Source organism: Chromobacterium sp. ASV23, assembly GCF_016428945.1.
Taxonomy (GTDB): Bacteria; Pseudomonadota; Gammaproteobacteria; order Burkholderiales; family Chromobacteriaceae; genus Chromobacterium; species Chromobacterium sinusclupearum.
Window position 1 is genome coordinate 1 of sequence record NZ_JAELTR010000068.1, and the last position, 19,201, is coordinate 19,201.

The following is a 19,201-nucleotide window of genomic DNA, read 5'->3' on the forward strand; positions in this document are numbered from 1 at the left end:
ACCGACACCCCGCCGCCAGCCAGCGCGGACAGCGTCACCAGGCCAGCCCATACCCTGGCGCCGGCTCTGCCTGGATTATGCAGCGCAGCCAGCAGCGCGCAGACGCCCACCGCCATCACCCCTATGCGCTGCAGAATGCACAGCGGGCAAGGCTCCTCGCCCAGCTGATATTGCGCGAACAACGCAAAGCCGATGGCGCCGGCGCAAGCCGCCGCCACCAATAGAAACCCTTGCCGGTTGCTGATATTCAAACCCATGCCCCTTAGCCTTTCCTGATATGTCTTGCGAGTAACGCAGTGTAAACGGAAAAGCTCAGATTGGGGCAGCTTGGCAAAGTTCCGGATGCTCACAATTCCAGGAAAGCCCGGATCTCGTCTTTGTGATCCAGCGCGTCATGGTAGCCCAGGGCGATCAGCTCGCGGCAGTACCCAGGCTCGAACAGCAGATATGTGGCCAAGGCGGTGCCGCGCTGCTTAGTGCCGCCCGTGCCCTTCATGATGAAGCGCAATACCGGAGGAAACAGATCGGTATGGCGGTAAACAATGCCCTCCAGCGACTTGCTGGGATTCAGCTGGAAAATCTCCACCTTCTTCAGCGAGGTCCGGCAGGCCAGCTCGGCGTGATCCTGCAGCAGGGAAACCGTGTGATTGACGCGCTGCAAGCGCTCCATGTCCACCGCCATGCTGTCGATGAACACGCTGTTGAGCAAGTGGCCGAACACCTGGGCCGGCAGCGGATAGGAGCCGACATTGCGCCGCTCTATCGTATCGGGCCGCTGACTGGCCAAGCCCACCACGAACAGCTTCTCCGCGCCCAGGTGCAGCGCCGGCGACAAGGGCGACAACTGGCGCACCGCGCCGTCGCAATAAAACTTCTCCCCTATTTTCACCGACGGGAAAATCAGCGGAATGGCTGAGGTCGCCATCACATGATCCAGGCCGATGCGTTCGCGCAGGCCTTGCCGCTGATAGCGCGACCACTCGTCCAGCGTCTCCGCTCCCTGGAAAAACGTGACCGACATGCCTGTGGTGTAACAGGATGCGGTCAATGCCAAGGCCTGCAGGGCGCCGCTATGAATGGAGCGGTCCACGTCGTCGAAATTCATGATCCGCGCCAACAAGCCGCGCAGCGGCGCATTGTCTAGAAAACTCTGCGGATTGCGCCAGACGCGCCCGCCGCTTAGCAGCGAAAGGCCAAAATGCAGGAAGGTTTTGGCGAAATAGAGCGTGCTGGCGTCGTAGATGTCTTGAATGTGCAGCTGCTTCCACACCTTGGCCAGGGTGGTCACCGCCAGATGATAGTTGCCGGCGCCCGACGCCAGCGCCACGGCGTTGATGGCACCGGCCGACGTGCCGCAAATGATGGGGAAAGGGTTGCGCTCCGGGTCGGGCAACAGCCGGGAAATGCCCAGCAACACCCCGACCTGATAAGCGGCGCGCGCGCCGCCGCCGGACAATACCAAACCGATTTTGCTCGGCCTGCGCATGACTTGCCTCTTTCCGAACGTCTTATTTGTTCTATTAGAGATAGTCAAAAACGCAGCGCAGCAGCAAGCCCATCGCTCAGAAGCCGCCCGCCTGCAGCAAGGCCCACAAATGCGCCGCCACCAGCGCGCGCCAGGGGGCGAAATCCCGCAGCCAATCCTGCGTCCGCTGCTGATCCGGCTTATCCGCCATGCCCAAGAGCATGCCCAGCGCCTTGCGCACCGCCACATCGCCATGCAGCGAGCCATCCAGCCAGCCATAACCGCGCAGCAAGGCGTAGCTGACCGTCCATGGGCCGATGCCGGGCACCGCCAGCAAGCGCTCGGCGATGTCGTCGGCCGGCACGCCATCCAGCCAGTCATCCAATGGCAGCATCCCGCTGACCACGCCCTGGCTCAGGGCCAGCAAGGCGCGGCTTTTGGCGCGCGAGAAACCGGACTCGCCGAGTTGATCCGCCGTCAGCGCCGCCAGTCGCGCCGCGTCCGGATGGCACAGCAGCCCGGAAGAATGGCGGCAATCGCACAGCAGCAGCATGCGCCGGCGCAGCGTCACCGCGGCCGCCACGCTGATCTGCTGGCCGGTGATGGCCCAGGCTAGCGCCTCGAACGGCGTGGCCGTCTGCGGCACCCTGAGGCCGGCGCGGGCAGCGATCAGCGCGCCAAGCTGCGGGTGGCCGCGGTAACGGTCTTCAAATGCCTCTACCGGCTGATTCAGGCCCAGCATGCGTCGACCCAGGCTTGCCAGTTGCGCGGCGTCGCCGGCCTCGCCATCCACCGCCAGCCGCAGCGCGGCCCGGCCATCTTGGAAACGCAGGTCGAGACAGGCCGGCCGGCCCTGCCACAGCAGGCCCTTTTTCAAGCCATCGCCGTCCACCTGCTCGGCCAGCCGCTCGCCATCGCGCCGATGAAACGCCAGGATGTCCTGCGGGCGGAAGCCAGGCGGCAGCGCAATATCGCAATCGATGACAGGCATGATTCAGCGCGCCTTGCGGAAGGTCAGATTGATGCGGCGTTCGCCCAGCAAGGCATGACAGCCCGGCTTGACTGGCTGCACGCCATGGAAGCGCATGCGATCGGGCCCGCCCCACACCAGCACGTCGCCGTGTTGCAGCAGGATGCGGGCGCTTGGGTCGGCACGGCGCAGGCCGCCCAGCAGGAAGACCGCCGGCAAGCCTAGCGACACGGAAACAATGGGCGCGTTGAAATCGCGCTCGTCCTTGTCCTGATGCAAGCCCATGCGCGCGCCGGGCAGGTAACAATTGATCAGACAGGCGTCGGGATCGAAACCCGCGAAGCCGGCCTCAGCCGCCGCGCCGCGCGCCAGCTCGCGCAAAGGCGGCGGCATGGCCGGCCAGGGCTGGCCGCTGTCCGGATCGACGGCGGAATAGCGATAGCCGCGCCGGTCGGACACCCAGCCCCATTCGCCGCAGCTGGCGGTGGTCACCGACATGCGCTGCCCGCCGGGCGTGACCATGCCGCGCAGCGGCGATTGCCGCAACACATCCTCCACCGCCGCGCACAGCGGCGCATCGCCAGCGCAGGCCCAGCCATGCAGCAACACGGTGCCGGACGACAGCCGCTCCGCCCAAGGCTCATCCGCCGGCGCAAACAGGCTGCCGCTCACTCCTCGCCGGCCACCATCATGCCGCCGACCAGCACGGAGCCGATGCGGCGGCCGCCGCGGTCCAGCGTATCGTTGGCGACGGCCTCGATATTCAGGAACATATCGCGCAGATTGCCGGCGATGGTGATCTCCTCCACCGGGTAGGCGATGACGCCGTTTTCCACCCAGAAGCCGGCCGCGCCGCGCGAGTAGTCGCCGGTCACGGTGTTGACGCCCTGGCCCAGCAGCTCGGTCACCAGCAGGCCGCTGCCCATCTGGCTCAGCAGCTCCGCCACGCTCTCGCCGGTGGAATGCACCACCAGGTTATGCGCGCCGCCGGCGTTGCCGGTGGTTTGCATGCCCAGCTTGCGGGCGGAATAGCTGGACAGGAGGTAGCCCTGCAGCACGCCGCCATCCACCAAGCGGCGCGACTGCGTCGCCACGCCCTCGTTGTCGAAGGCGCTGCTGGCCAGGCCGCGCATCATCAGTGGGTCTTCGTCTATCGTCACCTTGGCCGCCATCACCGGCTTGCCCAGCGCATCCAGCAGGAAGGACGATTTGCGGTACAGATTGCCGCCGCTGATCGCCGCGGTCAGGTGGCCCAGCAGGGACATCGCCACCGGCGCCTCGAACAGCACCGGATACTGCCCGGTCTTGACCCGGCGCGCGCCCAGGCGGCGCACGGCGCGCTCGCCGGCGATGCGGCCGATCTCCTCCACCGGCGCCAGATCATCGCGATGGCGCGCGGCCGAATACCAGTAGTCGCGCTGCATCACGCCATTTTCTTCCGCCACCACCGCCGCCGACAGGCTGTGCCGGCTGCTCGAGAAGCCGCCGCGGAAGCCATGGCTGTTGGCGTAGACAAACTGGTTGGCCTGCACCGACACGCTGGCGCCCTCGGAATTGCGGATACGCGCATCCACGGCGCGTGCGCTGTCCTCGCAGCGGCGCGCCAGTTCGATGGCCTGCTCCACCGGCAACTGCCACGGATGGTACAGGTCCAGGTCAGGCAGGTCGTCGGCCAAGAGCTGCGGATCGGCCAGGCCGGCGCAATCATCCTCCGCGGTATAGCGGGCAATATCCAGCGCGGCGCGCACGGTATCGGACAGCGCCAGATCGGAAAAATCCGAGGTGCTGGCATGGCCCTTCTTCTGTCCCAGGTAAACCGTGACGCTGACGCCCTTGTCCTGGTTGTATTCGATGGTTTCCACCTCGGACAAGCGCACGCTCACGGTCTGGCCGATACCTTCTGAAACGTCAGCCTCGGCGGCGCTGGCGCCATGCTGACGAGCCAGCTCGAGCACGCGGTCAGCGATGCCGTTCAAGATGTCGGGACTGAAACTGAATGTTTTGTCTGCCATAGTATCTTTCGGAACAGTGGAAACGGCCGGCGGCCTTTTCCGGTATCATACCAGCCTTGAAAACCGAGTGAGACCTAGCAACAATGACCGACTACCAGAACGACGACGATGGTTTCGTCAGCAAGTCCCAGCGCAAGCGCGATATGGACGCGCTGCAGGACCTGGGCCGCGAGCTGGTCGAGCTGTCCAAGGACACGCTGAAGAAGATGCAGCTGCCGGAGGATCTGCTCACCGCCGTACTGGACTATAAACGCTTTACCGCCAACGGCGCGCTGCGCCGCCAGATGCAGTACATCGGCAAGCTGATGCGCGACGTCGATCCGGAACCGATCCGCGAATACCTGAAAATCCTCAAGGGCGAATCGTCCGAGCACATCGCCTGGCAGCACCTGCTGGAGCGCTGGCGCGAAAAGCTGATGGCCGACGACAAGGCGCTGTCCGACTTCCTGGCCGCCTTCCCGGAAGGCGATCCGCAGCAGCTGCGCACGCTGATGCGCAACGCGCGCAAGGAACTGCAGGAAAACAAGGCCCCCAAGGCCTACCGCCAGCTGTACCAGGAAATCAAGGCGCTGATTCCGGAGCCGGGCAAGCCGCGGCTGTGGCAAAAGGATGAGGACGAAGAATAATGCTGAAGATTGGCCTGGTTTCCATTTCCGACCGCGCAAGCCAGGGCGTCTACGAAGACAAGGGCCTGCCGGCGCTGCAAGACTGGCTGGCTCGCGCCCTCGCCACCCCGTTTGAAACCCTCACCCGGCTGATACCGGACGAGCAGCCGCGCATCGAAGCCGAGCTGAAAACGCTGGTGGACGACGAGGGCTGCCAACTGGTGCTGACGACCGGCGGCACCGGCCCCGCCCCGCGCGACGTCACCCCGGACGCCACGCTGGCGGTAGCCGACCGCGTGATGCCGGGCTTTGGCGAGCAGATGCGCCAGATCAGCCTGAAATTTGTCCCCACCGCCATCCTGTCGCGACAGGTGGGCGTGATCCGCAAGCAAAGCCTGATCCTGAATCTGCCGGGCCAGCCCAAGGCCATTCAGGAAACGCTGGAAGGCCTGCGCGGCGCCGACGGCAAGGTGGAGGTGCCCGGCATCTTCGCCGCCGTGCCCTACTGCCTGGACCTGATAGGCGCGCCGTATATCGAAACCCACGAGTCGGTGGTCAAAGCCTTCCGTCCCAAGTCCGCCATCAAGCCTGCGCCATGAACTACCGCGCGCCATCGTGGCTGCGCGGCGGCCACGCCCAAACCATCTGGCCCGCCGTGGCCGTCAAGCTGGCCCCGCCGCGCTACCGGCGCGAGCTGTGGGACACGCCGGACGGCGCGCGCATCGCGCTGGACTTTGTCGATGGCGAGCCCGGCGCGCCGCTGGTGGTGCTGTTCCATGGCCTGGAGGGCAGCAGCGCCAGCCATTACGCCAAGGCGCTGATGCACGCGGTGGCCGCGCGCGGATGGCACGGCGTGGTATCGCATTTCCGCGGTTGCGGCGGCGTGGACAATCCCTTGCCGCGCGCCTACCACGCCGGCGACGCGGCGGAAGTCCGCTGGATTCTGCATCGGCTGTCCGGCCGCTTCGCCGCCTTGGCGGCGGTGGGCGTATCGTTAGGCGGCAGCATGCTGCTGAACTATCTGGCCGAAGAGGGCGAGGCCGCGCTGCCGCTGGCCGCCGCCGCCATCTCCGCCCCGCTGGACCTGGTGGCCGCCAGCACCCGGCTGGACACCGGCCTGGGCAAGCTGCTGTATACCCGGATGTTTCTGGACACCCTGAAGCCCAAAGCCATGGAATCGCTGCAGCGCCATCCCGGCCTGTTCGACGACGCCCGGCTGCGCCGCGCCCGCACCTTCATCGAATTCGACGATCTGGTCACCGCCCCGCTGCACGGCTTCGGCACAGCGCTGAACTATTGGACGCAGGCCAGCAGCAAGCCCAAGCTGAAACACATCGCCCGTCCTACGCTGGTGCTGAACGCGCGCAACGATCCGTTTCTGCCGGAAAGCGCCCTGCCCGACCCCTCGCAGGTTTCGCCCAGCGTAACGCTGGACTTTCCCGACGACGGCGGCCATGTCGGCTTCGCCACCGGCCCCTTCCCCGGCCGCATCGACTGGCTGCCGCAGCGGGTGCTGGCCTTTGTCGAGCCGCATCTGCAAAACCACAACGCCCAAACGTCATAACGATTGACGATCCCGCTCCTCGGCTGGCAAGTTTGAGATCTTGCCACCCAGGAGAGCCCCCATGCCATCCCAAGCTGATGACGCAGCGCGCAGCCTGACTGTCCACTGGGACGATCCGATGATAGGCGCCAGCGCCGCGAAAGGACTCAGCGGACTCGAATATCTGCGCGAAATGGCCGAGGGCCGCATTGCGCCGCCGCCAGTCGCCAAGCTGCTCGGCTTCCATTTCGTCCGCGCGGACCAAGGCGAAGTCGAATTCTCCTTCCTGCCGCACGAATCGCATTTCAATCCGATAGGCAGCGTCCATGGCGGCGTGATCAGCACCTTGCTGGACTCAGCCATGGGCTGCAGCGTCCACTCCCTGCTGCCGCGCGGCAAGGCGTACACTACGCTGGAACTGAAGGTCAATTTCGTCCGCGCCGTATTGCCCGCCAACGGCAAACTGCTATGCCGCGGCAAGGTGATCCACGCCGGCGGCCGCATGGCCACGGCGGAAGGCCATTTGCAAGACGAGGCCGGCAAGCTGTACGCTCATGCCACCACCACCTGTATGATCTTCGACACGCGGGCCTCTTAGCCAGGCCGCTCAACACGGGACTTACGATGATCCGCCGCACCTTTCTCGTCGCCATGCTCGTCGCGCTGTCCGGCTGCACCACCATGGCCGACAGGCTGCGCGGCTCGCTCACGCCCCCGCCCGGCCAGGCCTATGCCGTCGTTTCGCTGGTGGGCAGGGCCTTCAATCCCGATAGCGCCACCTTGGGCTTGACTGTCAGCAATGCCCAAGGCCGCGAAGCGGCGCAGGATATCGCCAGCCTGACCACAGACACGGTGTTCGGCGAGGAAGGCATGTCGCCGGTGGAGGGCAAACTGGTGCTGCTTACCCTGCCGCCGGGCGACTATCGCCTGTCCAGCGTCTGGGCGCACTGGGTGGAGGATGGCGTCTTCGGCGCGGACATGAAGATCAAGCAGTTCAAGCTGAACGCCCCGTTCCATCTGGAGCCGAACGAAGCGGTTTATCTGGGCGAAGTGTGGGTGGACATGTCCTTCCTGCCGGAAGTGGCGCTGCGCGACGAGCGCAAGCGCGATTTCGGACACATGCGCCGGGTATGGAAAGTCGAAGATCTCAGCGCCGTGCAGATACGGCCGCTGCGCCAGGCCCAGGCGGCGCGGCCCTGAGCCGGCTCAGGGCTTGTACCACAGGCGATAGAGATAGGTCGGCTTGATCGCCGATGCGGCGGCTGGCGCCGGCTCCAGCACCTGGTAGGCAGACTGCCGCGTGTCGCGCGGCAAGGGGTCCACGTAGGGCGGGCCGTCGAGTTTGCGCAAGGCCGCCACGCGCGGTTGGTTGGTCTTGTCGCCGCGATGCGTCACTACCGCTACCTCATTGCTGGCCAGCCGGACGAAGCTGCCCGGCGGATACACCCCCAGCTCCTTCACCAGCAGCGAAACGTGCTGCGACGGAAACAGGCCCAGCTCGCCGCGGAACAGGCTGCCCAGCACCTGCGCCGGCAACGGCGGCTGCGGCTGATGCACGCAAGCGCATACCAGATCGACCATCTGCAGCAATAAGACGTCCGCCTCGATCTCGTCGCCAGCCAATCCCAGCGGATAGCCCTCGCCGTCCTGCCGTTCGTGATGCTGCACCACCAGCCTATGCCAATGCTCGTCATCCACGCCGGCCTCCCGCAGCAAGGCCGAGGCCAGCACGGGATGGGCGAACATCGCCTCCTGCTGCGGCAGATCCAGCGCCTCTTTCTGCGTCGCCAGCTGATTGAGCAAGCCGGTAATCGCCAGGTTCATGCTCAGCGCCGCGCCCAGCAAGGGCCTCAGTTCTTCGTCGGACAGGCCCAGCCGCTGTCCCAGCACCGCCAGGATGGCCGCGACATGCACGCTATGCGCGCTGCCGATGTCCTGAAACGGCAGCAAAAAAACGCTGGCCAACACGCCGTCGGGGTGGCGCCGGCTCAGCGCGATGAGATTGTCCGCCATGTCCATGAGGCTGGCCGATAGATCCCGCACCGCCAGCCCGTGCAACAGCACGCCTTCAGCCCGACGCTGAAGAAAAGCCATTTCCTGCAGCGGATTGGCGCTGCTGCGCAGTTGCTGGGCTTCCTTTTCCCGCTGCGCGGCGCGCTCCAGCCGTTCCCGCTCCAAGCGAGCTGCCACTTCTTCGCTGTCGCCATGCCCCATCCGGCCCAGCCGGTCGCGCTGGGCATCCGTCAAAACGTAATGGCCTTTCTTCAACAACAACACGCCATTCTTGGCGTAGATATCCACCGGCACTTGTTGGCCTTGACGCACGAAGTTGCGCGGCAGTTTTACCTTTGGCGACGAATCCGTCATATTTCACTTGCTTTGGTTACGCCGGAACGGCTCCAGCTTGCTTGTCCTGCACAGGCGCAGCCTGGCCCGATGCTTGCCAGGAAAAATCTCGATAGAAGGTGTCGTAAGCTGGTCTTAAAGCCAGCACTAGGGGCTGTTGACGTTTGGTGAGCGGTCGCGCCGGGATGCATTTTGCGACGAATCTAGGCGTTTCGCGCGCCGCATAGTCATTCTCTGCCAGCGCGGAACAACGAAGAGTCGGCGCGAAAGGCGCCCGGCCCTACGGGTTTGGCCGCTTTGGGCCGGAAGCTGTGTTGCCCAGCCCTTGCATAGAATGACTATGCGGCGGACTGTGCGCCTTGCTTCCGGCCCAAAGCGGCGCAAACGCGATCCACTCACCAAACGTCAACAGCCCCTAGCATTTTATGCAGTTTTTACCCGATTCATGCAAGCCACCTCAACACAGGAGCGCATTCATGACCCAGGACCATACCACGCTCAATCGCAGGCACTTCCTCACGGGCGCCGGCAGCCTCGGCTTCGCCCTGGCAGTGCAGCCGGTAGCGGCCAGCGCCATTCTGACCGACAGCCAGTCGCTTCAAACCGGCATCCCCGCCATCGACACCGGCAGCGGCACCATGCCCGGCTACTACGCCAAGCCGGAAAACGCCGCAGGCCCCTTGCCGCTGGTCATCGTGATTCAGGAAATCTTCGGCGTGCACGCCCATATCCAGGACCTATGCCGGCGCTTGGCCAAACAAGGCTACTTCGCCGTCGCGCCGGAACTCTACTTCCGCCACGGCAATCCGGCCGAGGTTGCCGATATCGACACCCTGATGCGAGACTTGGTCAGCCAGGTGCCGGACAGCGAGGTGCAAAACGACTTGGACGCCACCTGGCGCTGGGCCGGCGCCCAAGGCGCAGACCTGCGGCGCGCGGCGGCGACCGGCTTCTGCTGGGGCGGCCGCCAAACCTGGCTGTACGCGGCGCACAACCGCCAGCTCAAGGCCGCCGCCGCCTGGTATGGCAAGCTGGAAGGCCCCGTCACGGCCAATACGCCGCGCCATCCATTGGATGTAGTGGCGCAGCTGGAGGTGCCGGTGCTGGGCTTGTATGGCGGACAGGACCAGAGCATCCCGCAGGCCTCGGTGGAAAAGATGCAAACGGCGCTGAAGCAAGCCGGCAAGGACAGCGAGATCGTGGTCTACCCCGATGCCGGACATGGCTTCAACGCCGACTACCGCCCCAGCTATCACGCCCGGGACGCCGCGGATGGCTGGCGCAAGATGCTGGACTGGTTCGCCCGGCACGGCGCGCGCTGAACAGCGGTCAGCGTCCGCCGACCATGGTGCGCATTTCCAGCCGGTTGCGCACCACCCGGTTCAGCAGCTGCATCCACAGCGGGTGGAATTGACGCTCGGAGGCGTTCAGCTCGGCCACGCCGCGCAAGATGGAGCGGCGCGGCCCCTGCTGGGCATGCTTGAGGGTGACCGACTCGAACGCGTCCACCAGCGCCAGCAGGCAGGCGCCATCGCAGATTTCCTCGCCCTTCAGCCCATCCGGGTAGCCGCTGCCATCCTGCGACTCATGATGTTGCAGCACCATTTGGGCGGCCTCCTCCCATCCCGGCATGCGCGCCAGCAATCCTCCCGCCCAGCCCGGGTGGGACGCCATCTGCCGTCGGTCGTCCAGACTCAGCCGGCCAGCTTTGAGCCAAAGCGATTCCGGCAACAGCAGCATGCCGATATCGTGCATATAAACGGCGGCTGCCACTTGCTCCATGCTCAACGGCTTTTCCGCCAGCCGATTGATTTCCAGCGCCAGCGTCAGATTGCGCTCGGTGCGTCCGGCGAACTCCGGCACCCGCTGCTCAAACTGCATCGCCAATGAGCGGAAGAACTGCAAATCGGCAAACAAATGGCCGCCCAAACCGTTGGCCACCGCGCCGGGACTGGGCATAGGCGGCGCCGCCGGCCCCATCATGCGCGCCACCAGCTTGGCACAGGCCTGCGGCAGCTCGGCCGCGCTGGCCTCGGCCAGTTTATCCAACGAAGGCAATAGCGATCTGAGCAGGCTGTCGTCAGGCAGCAAGCCATTGGCCATATCGTCCAGCAGCATCACCACCCGGTCCGTGACCAGCAACAGCACATCGCCCACCGCATCCTGATAATGCAGTTCATTCTGCCGGATACGGTCCAGCAGGGTTTCCAGCGCATGGACGTAAGGCTCGACAAAGTGCACTTGGCACAAGCTGGCATCGCCCTTGATGCTGTGCAGAATGCGGAACAACTGGGCAACTTTTTCCGTATCGCGGCTGCCATCGCCCAGCTGGCAAACCAGCTGCTCCAATTGCGGCGCGTAATCGGACACCGCGTCGCGGAAATCCTGAAACGCGATGGGATCGATAATCTCCGGCACTTCCGGCTGCATGGCCATAAGTTCTTTCTCCGACACTCCTCACCTATCCAGTATAAGCAACCGGCGTCGCCGCGCATGATCTACCTGATTCAAACATTGCGATTGTCGCAAACATACAGGAAATGTAAATGTCCTGATCAATGGTATTAAAGATTCGTAAAAACAGACGGCCTCTGCAGAAAACGCTTGCCATGGACGGAAACTAGAGGCACTATGCCTCCCGCAGGATGCTCAAGTTGTGGATGTGTAGTTGTCGTAGTGGCATAGGCCGTACCTCAGTCGCCATTTCCCTTGATCTTCGTGCCTTTTTATTCAACTGCTCGTTTTGAGGAATTAACAAAATGGCAACCGGTACCGTTAAGTGGTTCAACGACTCCAAAGGTTTTGGCTTTATCACCCCGGATGAAGGCGGCGACGACGTTTTCGCTCACTTCTCCCAAATCAACGCGAAGGGCTTCCGCACTCTGGCTGAAAACCAGCGCGTGAGCTTCGACATCGTCGATGGCCCGAAGGGCAAGCAAGCCTCCAACATCCAGCCGGTGTAATCTCCTTAGCGAGATCATCGACCAGATGAGAAAACCCGGATTCGTCCGGGTTTTTTGCATTTTCAGCCCCCGCCACCGGAGCCATCCATGTCCGACAACCACGAAACCGTGATCGCCGCCACCCGCGACTGGGTGGAAAAAGCCGTGATCGGCCTAAACCTGTGCCCCTTCGCCAAATCGGTGTATGTCAAAAACCAGGTGCGCATCCAGGTCAGCGAAGCAAGCGACGTCCGCCAACTGGCGGAAGAACTGGCCGCCGAACTGAAGCTGCTGGCCGACACCGATCCGCAGGAAATCGACACCACGCTGCTGGTTCATCCCGGCGTGCTGCAACGCTTTCTCGATTTCAACGAATTCCTCGACATCGCCGACGCGATGGTGGCCGAACTGAACCTGGAAGGCGAAATCCAAGTAGCCAGCTTTCATCCAAAATTCCAGTTTGAAGGCACCGGGATCAACGATATCGAAAACTATACCAACCGCTCGCCGTACCCGACGCTGCACTTGATCCGCGAAGCCAGCATAGACCGCGCGGTGGAAGCGTTTCCGGAGGCCGAAGCGATCTACGAGCGCAATATCGAGACCCTGCAAACGCTGGGCCTGGCCGGCTGGAAAGCGCTGTTCACATCCAAGCCAGAGCAAAAGTAATCCCTGCCAATAAAAACGCAGCCCGCAGGCTGCGTTTTTATATCTGCTGGCAGGAAGCTCAATTCGGATAACGGCCCTGCTTGTCGACATAAAAGGCGCGAATCTTAGGCATGTCCGCCTCGATATCGCCGCTGGGGGTGAACATCGGACCAAAGCCGCCCTCCTTGCGGCCGTAATCCAGATACGCCAGCGCGATCGGCACTCCAGCGCCTACCGCAATATGGTAAAAACCAGTCTTCCATTCCTTGACCGACTTGCGGGTGCCCTCCGGCGGAATCGCCAGCACCAGCTGCTCGCTTCGCTGGAACACCTCCACCATTTGCTGCACCAGCGAATTATTCTGATGCCGCATCACCGGCACGCCGCCCAACCAACGCATCACCGGCCCCATAGGCCCTTTGAACAGGGTGTGCTTGCCCATCCAGTAGATCTTGGCGCGGGAAGCGAAGCATAGCCCCAGGGTAATCGGGAAATCCCAATTGCTGGTGTGCGGCGCGCCTATCATCACGTACTTGTCCAGTCTGGGGAATTCGCCCTGCAGCTTCCACCCGCTCAGTTTGAGCAGCGCGATGGACAGGCAGCGGAACAAGTCGCGGATGATGGGGGTATCGAAAATGGTGAAATGCATGGCAACCCTGAGCAATGGCGCAGCCCAGCGCGCTGGAAGACCGCGCGTCGCGCCGCCCCCAGCGTGGGAGCAGCCGCCTGACACGTGGAAAGGGCTGAATGTACTAGATGGGACATTTTCAGTAAAGCATGCAAGTGGCGAAGCCGATATGGCTTTCCGTCGATGACAATACCATTCCCGGCACGTTATTCGTGATTGTTTAGAATTATCAATAAATACTGATACAACCCATAACAATCAGTAACACACAAGCCGGAACCGACGACGCATCCTGCTGCCCAAACGGTATAAGTCCCACAACCAGGATTCACACAATGAACAAGCACGCTACCCCGACCCGACTGTCCCTGGCCGCCAGCGCCCTGATCGCCATCAGCCTGCTGTCCGGCTGCGCCAATATGACCCACCGCCAGCAAAACACCGCCATCGGCGCGACTGCCGGCGCTGTGCTGGGTTCGGTTCTGACCGGCGGCGGCACCGTCGGCACGCTGGGCGGCGCTGCCATTGGCGGCGTCATCGGCCACCAGAGCCGCTAACCCGGCCAAAATCCCATGAGCCAGCGCCCGCTGGCTCTTTTGTTTTATTGCGGCCGCACATATCATCGGAATGAAATCCACACCGGGCCACATCATGAGCCAAACCATGAACTGGGAGAGCCTGCTCTCCACCCGCCGCTTCAAGCTCATCCAAGGCGAAGTGAAAGAAACCCATACGCCGGCCACCCAAGAAGGCGGCTCCGGCCTACGCACGGATTTCCACATCGATCACGACCGCGTAGTGTTCTCCAGCGCTTTCCGCCGTCTTGGCCGCAAAACCCAGGTCCACCCCCTTGCCCGGCACGACCACACTCACAACCGGCTGACCCACAGCGTAGAGGTCGCCAGCGTAGGCCGCAGCCTGGGCAACCGCGTGGGCGTGATGCTGGACCATGCCGGCCAGCTGCCGGCCGGCTACACGCCGCACGATATCGGCGCAGTCGTGCAAGTGGCCTGCCTGGCGCACGATATCGGCAACCCGCCGTTTGGCCACACCGGCGAAGACGCGCTGCGCGACTGGTTCCGCGCCGACCGCAACGCCCATTGGCTGCATGGACTCAGTCCGGCGGAAATCCGCGACGTGCAAACCTACGAAGGCAACGCCCACGGCCTGCGCATGCTGGCCTCATTGGAAATGTACACCGGCGAAGGCGGCATGCGGCTCACCGCCGCCGCGCTGGGCACGCTGATCAAATATCCGTGGACTGCCGACGCGCAACCGGCCTATGAACGCGACAAGTTCAATATCTACCGCACCGAATTACCCTACTTCGAACGGGTGGCGGCGGAACTGGGCCTGCTGCGCCACGGCCCGCTGCAATGGAGCCGACATCCACTGTCCTATCTGATGGAAGCGGCCGACGACATCTGCTACGCCATTCTGGATCTGGAAGACGCCGTGGAAATCGGCATTCTGGATTTTCATGAGTTCGAAAAACTGTTCTCGGGATTCTCCGACCACGAACGCGTCTGGGGCATGCACGACATCAGCCAGAAATGCGGCACGCTGCGCGGCGTGGCGATAGGCCGCTGCGTGACCGAGGTGGCGGAAAAATTCATGCTGCACCAGCGCTCCTTGCTGCAAGGCGAATTCCCGGCCAAAGACCTGATCAATCTGTGCGACCCTGCGGTACAGAACGCCCTGCTGCAAGCCAAGGAACTGGCCAGCACCAAGGTCTACCGCCACCGCACCAAGCTGGTGACGGAACTGGCTTCCTACCCCTGCATCGCCACCATTCTCGACGCGCTGGTGCCGGCAGTGCATGCCTTTATCAGCCAGGGCGGCAAGGGGCTGACCCCGCGCGAGCACTTGGCGATGGGGCTTCTGGACCGCCATATTCAAACCAACGATAGCCTGTATCAAGGCTATATGAAGGTGCTGGACTTTGTCGGCGCCATGACCGACAACTACGCCGCCAATATGGCGCGCGAACTGTCCGGCGTCGGCATCCTGTAAACGCATAGCGAAAGGCGACAATGCCCCTGCCCGTCACCCGCTTCTGCCTGGTTCGCCACGGCGAAACCGACTGGAACCGTGAATACCGGCTGCAAGGCCACACCGACATCCCGCTCAACGACACCGGCCTGGCGCAGGCCGATCAACTGGCCCTGGCCTTCCGCGCCGCCTCGTCATTCCAGGCGCTATACGTCAGCGACCTCACGCGAACCCGCCAGACCGCCGCGCCGCTGCAAGCCAAACTGCAGTTGGATGCCCATTACACCCCGCAACTGCGCGAGCGCCATATGGGCGCGCTGCAGGGCCTGACCTACGCCGAAGCCGCCCAGCGCATTCCCCATGTCTACCAGCGCCATCAGACGCGCGATCCGGACTACGATCTGGAAGGCGGGGAAAGCCTGCGCCGCTTCAGCGCGCGCATAATGGAAAGCCTGGCCGACATCGCCAGCCGACATCCCGGCCAGGATGTGCTGATCGTCACCCACGGCGGCGTGCTGGACATCGTCTACCGCGCCGCCACCGCCAAACCGCTGGCCGACAAGCGCGACTTCCCCATCCCCAATGCCGCGTTGAATTGGCTGGACTACGGCAGCGGCGGCTGGAACTTGCGGCGCTGGGCGGACGAATCGCACCTGAGCGGCGCGCTGGACGAAATTCAGTAAGAAACACGACCCGCAGGCGACAAACGGACAAGAGGCGGGCCCGCGCCCCGCCTGACATACACGCCCAAGGAACGATGCCATGACCATTCACAAGACCGACGCCGAATGGCGAGCCCAACTGACTCCGGAACAATATCGCGTCGCCCGCGAGGCCGGCACCGAACGGCCTTTCAGCGGAGAGCACTACTTCCACAATAAACAAGGCGACTACTTCTGTGTCTGCTGCGGCACCCTGCTGTTCCACAGCGATGCCAAATTCGATGCCGGCTGCGGCTGGCCCAGCTTCTACGCCGAAGCCGCCGGCGCCAACATCCGCCGCATCACCGACACCTCGCACGGCATGGTACGTGTGGAAGTGCGCTGCTCCCATTGCGACGCCCACCTTGGCCACGTTTTCCCCGATGGACCGGCACCCACTGGGGAGCGATATTGCATAAATTCAGTCTGTATGGCGTTTAGAGAAAAAGAATAATGTTGTAGGCTGTAGGAACACTAAGTTATTGAAACTAACAACTTTACACTTGCAAACTTGCACCAAAATTGGGCACCCCCTAAGGGCAAGCCCAATTTTTTGCCCGGTTTTTTCTCCTTTTCTTACCCTACCTCAACCCACAGTCCTTCACCAAGTTACCAAGGGCTTTGTTGCATAACTAATTTTTGTGCCACTGCACAGCAAGAAGTTAGAGAAAGTTGCCGACAAGTGTGTGAAATTTTCCACCAAAAAACTGCCACATATTGGCATGATTTTGAGTTATGCAACAAAGCCGGAGCGGATAAGCAGCTATCCCCAGCTGATATGGCTATCAAGGGGCCAATTGGTGCTGTCGCCGGAAGGTTCTGGGATCCTAAGCGTATGCCAGATTTGAATTGTATAGTTGACGTAGCTCATACGGATACGTTGCCTGCAATGAAAGTAGTTCTACCTAATGGTAAAACTGGATGGCAGATTTTGGAAAAATCTATCAAGGGGAATTTGGGTGAGTAAGAGAATAGTGGCAGTGGTGGCGTTATTTTTTATAGCAGGTGCTGCTTTGTTTTTTTACACACCATCAGTGCCTAAAGTTACTTATAAGAAATTGGAATCGGGAGGGCTGTATCAGGTAAAGTTATACTTTGATAGCCAAGAAGAGTTATTGTCCCATGTCTATCTGGCATGCGAGATTTCCGGTGGTAAGGGTGATGAGCCGGCAGCTGCTGGTGAAATGAAAATGATTGCTACTGCGATTAATAAGGTGCCAGGGAAATATTCATATGTTGCTGATTTGAGTTTTGATGCAATGGGCGGCTCACTTTCTAAGGTTGTCTCAAAAGAAAATTTATTGCGCCAATTGGGAGGAAAGAGTTTTATGCCTTGTAGGTTGGTTGAAATGTCATATTTTGGGGCTAATCCAGAAAGTGAGCCGATGCAAATTCCAGTAAAGGATCTTCTTGCGACAGTCCAGTTTTAATGAGTGATGATAATGTGACGGTTATTTTTCATTATGTTTTAAATGTGACGTCAGCTCGGTGCTGGCAAGCTAAATAATTGCCGCACAATATTTGGTGGTGTTGGAGTTGCGTTTAAGAGGGCGCTGTTGCACAAATCCTCCCCATCCACAGCCTGGTAAGATAGCGGCATGACCAAGCCTGCTCCAAAACGCTACCGAACCACCAACTGGAAAGCCTACAACCAAGCCCCGATCCAACGCGGCTCTCTGTCCGTCTGGCTGGACACAAGCATGTCATGGCAGGCGACTCCACGGGGCACGCGCGGACGGACACAGACCTATAGCGATGTGGCTATCCAGCTCTGTCTCACCATCAAGAACCTGTTTGGATTGCCTTTACGGCAGACCATCGGTTTCATCCAAAGCCTGCTCAGGTTGGCGGGCCTGGACTGGAGTGTTCCTGATTACAGCACGTTGTCCAGGCGACAGCAGACGCTGCAGGTCAAAATTCCCTACCAGAAAAGTTCAGGCGCGCTGCATCTGCTGGTGGATAGCACAGGCATCAAGATGCTGGGTGAAGGTGAGTGGAAAACCAAGAAACATGGCGCAGAATACCGCCGACAATGGCGCAAAGTGCATCTGGGCATGGATGCGGAAACCCTGCAAATTCGTGCCATTGAAGTCACGGAAAACCGGCAGAGTGATGCGCAAATGTTGCCTTCGCTATTGGAGCAAATCGCGGCTGATGAGCCGATAGCCTGCGTGAGCGGCGACGGGGCTTTCGATACCAAGGCGTGTCATGAGGCGATTGCCGCACGCGGCGCGATCGGGTGCATTCCGACCCGCAAGAATGCGAAACCGTGGAAAGGAAATTCGCTGGGGGTGCTGGCTCGCAACGAGATTCTGCGGGCTACCAAGCGATTAGGCAGGGTGATCTGGAAGCGCTGGAGCGGCTACCATCGCCGCAGCCTGGTGGAAACCAAGATGTATTGTTTCAAGCGGTTGGGGGAAAGGGTGACAGCCCGGCGTTTTGATGGTCAAGTGGCAGAGCTGCAAGTGCGCGCTGCCATCTTGAACCGCTTCAGCATGCTGGGCCGTCCTTGTACGGTGGCTGTAGCGTAAATCCGTTTGGGGAAAGGGGAGCCTTGCCCTGTTCAGGATTTATGCAACAGCGCCGAAAAAGAGTGATGTTGATAACATGCTTACCAAGATGGCAGAAGTTGAGTGGTGAATTTCCTATCAGCGCTTTTCTTTTTATTGCCATTAAAATTCTTGATGACTTCATGGTTTTACCCACGTTTGGAGATTCTGCGAATTAGAATGAAACTATTATCTGTAATGCTATTCATTTCGTTCAATGCCATGTCTGCCGATAGGGTTCAATATTGTTGTGGCGTATTCAGCTTTACAATTTCTCATCTAAATTATATGTCGCCAGCAGAGTCAATTAAACTAAAGGAGCAGATCAAGAAAATAGATAGAGGCCTATACCGGAATGTAGATTTTAATGAAAGCCCGGGAGAGATTAATATTGATTTATCTTTAGCAAAGCCCAGAGATGGGTATGGCTCAGAAACCATAAGCATTTGCACTTCCGCTGAGAAGTGTGCTGAAAATAGTTGGGATCTAGTTGGGGAAAGAAATTACTTCGTTGAGCCATACTATACTGAAGTGAATAGCTTTGAGTTTGATGGAAATGATATTTATACAGCATTTAGCCAATGCCAAATAAGTGATGCGAAGTGGGGAGTTTCGATGGCTGGGCAATGCTTCACAATCTGTCTCTTATACACATCTGACGCTGCCGACGACAGCACGGAGGTGGAGATCTCGGGGGTCGGCGTGTCAGTAAAAAAGGGGGGGGGGGGGGGGGGGGGGGGGGGGGGGGGGGGGGGGGGGGGGGGGGGGGGGGGGGGGGGGGGGGGGGGGGGGGGGGGGGG

General features: G+C 61.3%; 22 protein-coding genes. 14 read left to right on the forward strand and 8 right to left on the reverse strand.

Going from position 1 to position 19,201, the window contains the following annotated elements; all coding sequences use genetic code 11:
* From JHD59_RS19245 to pmbA, 5 genes are all read right to left on the reverse strand, one after another.
* The coding region (locus tag JHD59_RS19245) for a disulfide bond formation protein B (protein ID WP_199155430.1) at window positions 1–257 on the reverse strand (257 nt) is incomplete at its 3' end.
* 89 nt (window positions 258–346) lie between these two features.
* Entirely contained in the window at window positions 347–1,486 is a 1,140-nt protein-coding gene (locus JHD59_RS19250; RefSeq protein WP_199155431.1) for a patatin-like phospholipase family protein, read from the reverse strand.
* A gap of 76 nt (window positions 1,487–1,562) precedes the next feature.
* A complete protein-coding gene (locus JHD59_RS19255; RefSeq protein WP_199155432.1) occupies window positions 1,563–2,456 on the reverse strand; it encodes a DNA-3-methyladenine glycosylase in 894 nt (297 codons plus the stop codon).
* Between the two features lie 3 nt (window positions 2,457–2,459).
* Window positions 2,460–3,107, reverse strand: coding sequence for a DNA oxidative demethylase AlkB (alkB, locus tag JHD59_RS19260; RefSeq protein WP_199155433.1), 648 nt, complete (start codon window positions 3,105–3,107; stop codon window positions 2,460–2,462).
* Window positions 3,104–4,447: a metalloprotease PmbA gene (gene pmbA, locus JHD59_RS19265; protein WP_103321903.1), complete on the reverse strand. Its 1,344-nt coding sequence runs from the start codon at window positions 4,445–4,447 to the stop codon at window positions 3,104–3,106. The genes alkB and pmbA overlap by 4 nt, the downstream gene beginning before the upstream one ends.
* Before the next feature lie 83 nt (window positions 4,448–4,530).
* Between pmbA and yjgA the strand changes: the two genes are divergently transcribed.
* The 5 genes from yjgA (at window position 4,531) to JHD59_RS19290 (ending at window position 7,795) form a co-directional block, all read left to right on the forward strand.
* Window positions 4,531–5,073 (forward strand): ribosome biogenesis factor YjgA, encoded by a 543-nt coding sequence (gene yjgA / locus JHD59_RS19270; protein WP_043626687.1) that lies wholly within the window; start codon window positions 4,531–4,533, stop codon window positions 5,071–5,073.
* Window positions 5,073–5,651 (forward strand): molybdopterin adenylyltransferase, encoded by a 579-nt coding sequence (gene mog, locus JHD59_RS19275; protein WP_103321904.1) that lies wholly within the window; start codon window positions 5,073–5,075, stop codon window positions 5,649–5,651. The genes yjgA and mog overlap by 1 nt, the downstream gene beginning before the upstream one ends.
* Window positions 5,648–6,616 (forward strand): YheT family hydrolase, encoded by a 969-nt coding sequence (locus JHD59_RS19280; protein WP_199155434.1) that lies wholly within the window; start codon window positions 5,648–5,650, stop codon window positions 6,614–6,616. Before mog ends, JHD59_RS19280 begins: the two co-directional genes overlap by 4 nt.
* A 61-nt stretch (window positions 6,617–6,677) precedes the next feature.
* Window positions 6,678–7,193 carry a PaaI family thioesterase gene (locus JHD59_RS19285; RefSeq protein WP_199155435.1) on the forward strand — a complete coding sequence of 172 codons (516 nt, stop codon included), beginning with the start codon at window positions 6,678–6,680 and terminating at the stop codon, window positions 7,191–7,193.
* 26 nt (window positions 7,194–7,219) lie between these two features.
* Entirely contained in the window at window positions 7,220–7,795 is a 576-nt protein-coding gene (locus tag JHD59_RS19290; protein ID WP_233164407.1) for a hypothetical protein, read from the forward strand.
* 6 nt (window positions 7,796–7,801) lie between these two features.
* On the opposite strand, the gene JHD59_RS19295 is transcribed toward JHD59_RS19290, so the two are convergent.
* On the reverse strand, window positions 7,802–8,962 hold the full coding sequence (locus JHD59_RS19295; protein ID WP_199155436.1) for an HD-GYP domain-containing protein: 1,161 nt from the start codon (window positions 8,960–8,962) through the stop codon (window positions 7,802–7,804).
* Between the two features lie 455 nt (window positions 8,963–9,417).
* On the opposite strand from JHD59_RS19295, the gene JHD59_RS19300 reads away from it, so the two are divergent.
* Window positions 9,418–10,263: a dienelactone hydrolase family protein gene (locus JHD59_RS19300; RefSeq protein WP_199155437.1), complete on the forward strand. Its 846-nt coding sequence runs from the start codon at window positions 9,418–9,420 to the stop codon at window positions 10,261–10,263.
* Window positions 10,264–10,270: 7 nt separating this feature from the next.
* Here the strand turns inward: JHD59_RS19300 and JHD59_RS19305 are convergent, their stop codons facing one another.
* Entirely contained in the window at window positions 10,271–11,377 is a 1,107-nt protein-coding gene (locus tag JHD59_RS19305) for an HD domain-containing phosphohydrolase (protein ID WP_103321909.1), read from the reverse strand.
* A gap of 323 nt (window positions 11,378–11,700) precedes the next feature.
* Here JHD59_RS19305 and JHD59_RS19310 point away from each other — a divergent pair, with 323 nt between their 5' ends.
* Window positions 11,701–11,904 carry a cold-shock protein gene (locus tag JHD59_RS19310; RefSeq protein WP_043626664.1) on the forward strand — a complete coding sequence of 68 codons (204 nt, stop codon included), beginning with the start codon at window positions 11,701–11,703 and terminating at the stop codon, window positions 11,902–11,904.
* Between the two features lie 87 nt (window positions 11,905–11,991).
* Complete coding sequence (locus JHD59_RS19315) at window positions 11,992–12,552, forward strand: DUF1415 domain-containing protein (RefSeq protein WP_199155438.1); 561 nt, start codon at window positions 11,992–11,994, stop codon at window positions 12,550–12,552.
* A gap of 58 nt (window positions 12,553–12,610) precedes the next feature.
* Here the strand turns inward: JHD59_RS19315 and JHD59_RS19320 are convergent, their stop codons facing one another.
* Window positions 12,611–13,180, reverse strand: coding sequence for a lysophospholipid acyltransferase family protein (locus JHD59_RS19320; protein ID WP_233164408.1), 570 nt, complete (start codon window positions 13,178–13,180; stop codon window positions 12,611–12,613).
* A gap of 314 nt (window positions 13,181–13,494) precedes the next feature.
* On the opposite strand from JHD59_RS19320, the gene JHD59_RS19325 reads away from it, so the two are divergent.
* From JHD59_RS19325 to JHD59_RS19350, 6 genes are all read left to right on the forward strand, one after another.
* A complete protein-coding gene (locus JHD59_RS19325) occupies window positions 13,495–13,716 on the forward strand; it encodes a glycine zipper 2TM domain-containing protein (RefSeq protein WP_103321911.1) in 222 nt (73 codons plus the stop codon).
* Between the two features lie 94 nt (window positions 13,717–13,810).
* Entirely contained in the window at window positions 13,811–15,172 is a 1,362-nt protein-coding gene (locus tag JHD59_RS19330; protein WP_199155439.1) for a deoxyguanosinetriphosphate triphosphohydrolase, read from the forward strand.
* A gap of 20 nt (window positions 15,173–15,192) precedes the next feature.
* Window positions 15,193–15,834 carry a histidine phosphatase family protein gene (locus tag JHD59_RS19335; RefSeq protein ID WP_199155440.1) on the forward strand — a complete coding sequence of 214 codons (642 nt, stop codon included), beginning with the start codon at window positions 15,193–15,195 and terminating at the stop codon, window positions 15,832–15,834.
* A gap of 79 nt (window positions 15,835–15,913) precedes the next feature.
* Entirely contained in the window at window positions 15,914–16,306 is a 393-nt protein-coding gene (gene msrB, locus JHD59_RS19340; RefSeq protein WP_199155441.1) for a peptide-methionine (R)-S-oxide reductase MsrB, read from the forward strand.
* Between the two features lie 454 nt (window positions 16,307–16,760).
* The gene (locus tag JHD59_RS19345) at window positions 16,761–17,282 is read left to right on the forward strand and encodes a hypothetical protein (RefSeq protein WP_199155442.1); all 522 of its coding nucleotides are present in this window, start codon (window positions 16,761–16,763) and stop codon (window positions 17,280–17,282) included.
* 168 nt (window positions 17,283–17,450) lie between these two features.
* On the forward strand, window positions 17,451–18,383 hold the full coding sequence (locus JHD59_RS19350; RefSeq protein ID WP_199155443.1) for an IS5 family transposase: 933 nt from the start codon (window positions 17,451–17,453) through the stop codon (window positions 18,381–18,383).
* The last annotated feature ends 818 nt before the right edge of the window (window positions 18,384–19,201 follow it).